This is a genomic window from Burkholderia sp. Se-20373 (assembly GCF_017104705.1).
Taxonomy (GTDB): Bacteria; Pseudomonadota; Gammaproteobacteria; order Burkholderiales; family Burkholderiaceae; genus Burkholderia.
In genome coordinates, this window is record NZ_JAAGPH010000286.1 from 1 (window position 1) to 3,550 (window position 3,550).

Annotated in this window: 3 protein-coding genes; all 3 read left to right on the forward strand. The window is 68.2% G+C overall.

Annotated features, from left to right (window positions below):
• Positions 1-1,273: chemotaxis protein CheW (locus tag G3N96_RS37945; RefSeq protein ID WP_206140415.1), on the forward strand; the 1,273-nt coding region annotated here is incomplete at its 5' end.
• A 51-nt stretch (positions 1,274-1,324) separates the two neighbouring features.
• Positions 1,325-1,840 carry a chemotaxis protein CheW gene (gene cheW / locus G3N96_RS37950; protein WP_043185043.1) on the forward strand — a complete coding sequence of 172 codons (516 nt, stop codon included), beginning with the start codon at positions 1,325-1,327 and terminating at the stop codon, positions 1,838-1,840.
• A 37-nt stretch (positions 1,841-1,877) separates the two neighbouring features.
• Positions 1,878-3,550: methyl-accepting chemotaxis protein (locus G3N96_RS37955; RefSeq protein WP_241023026.1), on the forward strand; the 1,673-nt coding region annotated here is incomplete at its 3' end.

Here is a 3,550-nt window from a genome sequence, read left to right on the forward strand (position 1 = left end):
TGCGCCGCAGGCCGCCGCGCATCACGACGACAAGCGCGCGCGCCCGGCCGCCGCCGCGGCATCGGGCGCCGAAGGCAGCTCGATCCGCGTCGGTGTCGAGAAGGTCGACCAGCTGATCAACCTGGTCGGCGAGCTCGTGATCACGCAGGCGATGCTCGCGGAAACCGCGAGCGCGTTCGATCCGGCGCTGCACGACCGCCTGTTCAACGGGATGGCGCAGCTCGAGCGCAACGCGCGCGACCTGCAGGAAGCCGTGATGTCGATCCGCATGATGCCGATGGACTACGTGTTCAGCCGCTTCCCGCGTCTCGTGCGCGACCTCGCCGGCAAGCTCGGCAAGCAGGTCGAGCTCGTCACGTTCGGCCAGGCGACCGAGCTCGACAAGAGCCTGATCGAACGGATCATCGATCCGCTGACCCACCTCGTGCGCAACAGCCTCGACCACGGGATCGAGACGGTCGACAAGCGCGTGGCCGCCGGCAAGGACGCCGTGGGCCAGCTCGTGCTGTCGGCCGCGCATCACGGCGGCAACATCGTGATCGAGGTGAGCGACGACGGCGCGGGCCTGAACCGCGAGCGGATCCTCGCGAAGGCCGCGAAACAGGGCATGCAGGTGTCCGACAACATCAGCGACGACGAAGTCTGGCAGCTGATCTTCGCGCCGGGCTTCTCGACCGCCGAGACGGTGACCGACGTGTCGGGCCGCGGCGTCGGGATGGACGTCGTGAAGCGCAACATCCAGTCGATGGGCGGCCACGTGGAAATCACGTCGGTGGCCGGCCGCGGCACGACCACGCGGATCGTGCTGCCGCTGACGCTCGCGATCCTCGACGGCATGTCGGTGAAGGTCGGCAACGAGATCTTCATCCTGCCGCTGAACTTCGTGATGGAGTCGCTGCAGCCGTCGAACGACGACATCTACACGGTCGGCAACGGCGAGCGCGTGGTGCGCGTACGCGGCGAATACCTGCCGCTCGTCGCGCTGCACGAGGTGTTCTCGGTCGACGACGCGCGCACCGACCCGACGCAAGGGATCGTCACGATCATGGAAACCGAGGGGCGCCGCTTCGCGATGCTGATCGACGAGCTGGTCGGCCAGCAGCAGGTGGTCGTGAAGAACCTCGAAACCAATTACCGCAAGGTGCACGGCATCTCGGCGGCGACCATCCTCGGCGACGGCAGCGTCGCGCTGATCGTCGACGTCGCGGCGCTGAACCGTGAAACCCGTGCGATGCACGGCGCCCGTGCCGGCGCCGAGCTCGCGATGTTCTGATGTCACTCGCCATTCAACCGATTGGGGGCAAACGTGTCTGCTGAAGTCCAAATGATCAATCCGGCCGCGGCGAACGCGGCGACGAGCCGCCGCGACGCGGAACAAGGCGACGCGACGGGCCAGGAATTCCTCGTGTTCACGCTCGGCGACGAGGAATACGGGATCGACATCCTGAAGGTGCAGGAAATCCGCGGCTACGACAGCGTCACGCGCATCGCGAACGCGCCGGAGTTCATCAAGGGCGTGATCAACCTGCGCGGGATCATCGTGCCGATCGTCGACATGCGGATCAAGTTCCATCTCGGCCGCGTCGAGTACGACCACCAGACCGTCGTGATCATCCTGAACGTCGCGCATCGCGTGGTCGGGATGGTGGTCGACGGCGTGTCGGACGTGCTGACGCTGCAGACCGACCAGATCATGCCGGCGCCGGAATTCGGCGCGACGCTGACGACCGAGTACCTGACGGGCCTCGGCACGGTCGACGGCCGGATGCTGATCCTGATGGACATCGAGAAGCTGATGTCGAGCCGTGAAATGGCGCTGATCGAGACGCTCGGCGGGTAAGCGCGCCGCGCGCGCAGGAATTTCGGGAGAATCTGCAATGTTGCAAAACTGGTCGATCCGCACGACGCTCACGGCGGTCGGACTCATCCTCGTGGCGCTGGCCGCAGCCGTCGGCGGGCTCGGCCTGGTCGCGCTGAATCACGCGAGCCGCTCGCTCGACGCGATCGCGCACGTCGACCTGCCGGCAATCCACTCGCTCGACGATACGTCGTCGTACCTGCTGCGCGCGCGCGTGTCGCTCGACCGCTTCCGCTCGCTGACGGAAGCCGGCAACACGGCCGAAGCGGCCAAGGTGCTCGACCGCGCGCAGGAGCTGTACGCGAAGTCGAACCAGAACTGGCAGGCGTTCCAGGCGACGCCGAAGCTCGGTATCGAGCAGGCGCTCGTCGACGAGCTGGCCGCCCGCTACGCGACGATCGTGAAGGAAGGCGTCGAGCCCGAGTTCGCGGCCGCGCGCGCGGGCGACATGGCCGCGTACCACGCGGTCGCCGATACCAAGATCAGCCCGATGTTCGTCGCGTACGACCAGGCCGCGGCGGCCGTGGTCGCGTCGCTGCAGAAGCGCGCGGAAGATCGCCAGGCCACGACGCAATCGCAGATCTCGCTGATGATCGGGCTGATCGCGGCGGGCATCGCGATCGCGTTCGTCGTCGTGATCGCGATCCGCTTCGCGCTGCGCGGGCTGATCGTGCAGCCGCTGGAAGACGCGATCGCGCACTTCGAGCGCATCGCCGGCGGCGACCTCACGCAGCCGGTCAACGTGTTCAGCACCAACGAGATCGGCCGCCTGTTCGGCGGCATCAAGCGGATGCAGGACGCCGTCACGACGATGGTGCAGGCCGTGCATCGCGGTACCGAGTCGATCGACGTCGGCGCGCGCGAGATCTCGACCGGCAACACCGACCTGTCGCAACGCACCGAGGAGCAGGCCGCGTCGCTGCAGGAAACCGCGTCGAGCATGGAGCAGCTGACGGGCACCGTGCGGCAGAACGCGGAAAACGCGCGGCAGGCCAGCCAGCTCGCGGTGAACGCATCGGACATCGCGACGCAGGGCGGCGAGGTGGTCGGCCAGGTCGTGTCGACGATGCAGGACATCGCGGCGAGCTCGGGCAAGGTCGTCGACATCATCGGCACGATCGAAGGCATCGCGTTCCAGACCAACATCCTCGCGCTGAACGCGGCGGTCGAAGCCGCGCGTGCGGGCGAACAGGGCCGCGGCTTCGCGGTGGTCGCGGGCGAGGTGCGCTCGCTCGCGCAGCGCAGCGCGAGCGCCGCGAAGGAAATCAAGCAGCTGATCGGCGATTCGGCCGAGAAGGTCGAAAGCGGGTCGGCGCTCGTGTCGCGCGCCGGCACGACGATGGACGAGATCGTGCAGGCCGTGCGCCGCGTGACGGACATCATGGGCGAGATCAGTGCCGCGTCGGACGAGCAGTCGACCGGCATCGAGCAGGTCAACCGCGCGGTCGGCCAGATGGATTCGGTCACGCAGCAGAACGCGGCGCTCGTCGAGCAGGCGGCTGCCGCGGCGGCGTCGCTCGAGGAGCAGACGCGCCAGATGAAGGCGATCGTGTCGGGCTGGCGCGTGATGGGCGGCATCGTGCTCGCGCCGTCGCGCGGTGTCGGGCGGCCGGTCGCGCATGAGCCCGCGCCGGCGCTGACGTCGGAGCCGCGTTTCGATGCGGCGCCAGTCGCCGCGCTGCCGGCTCCGCA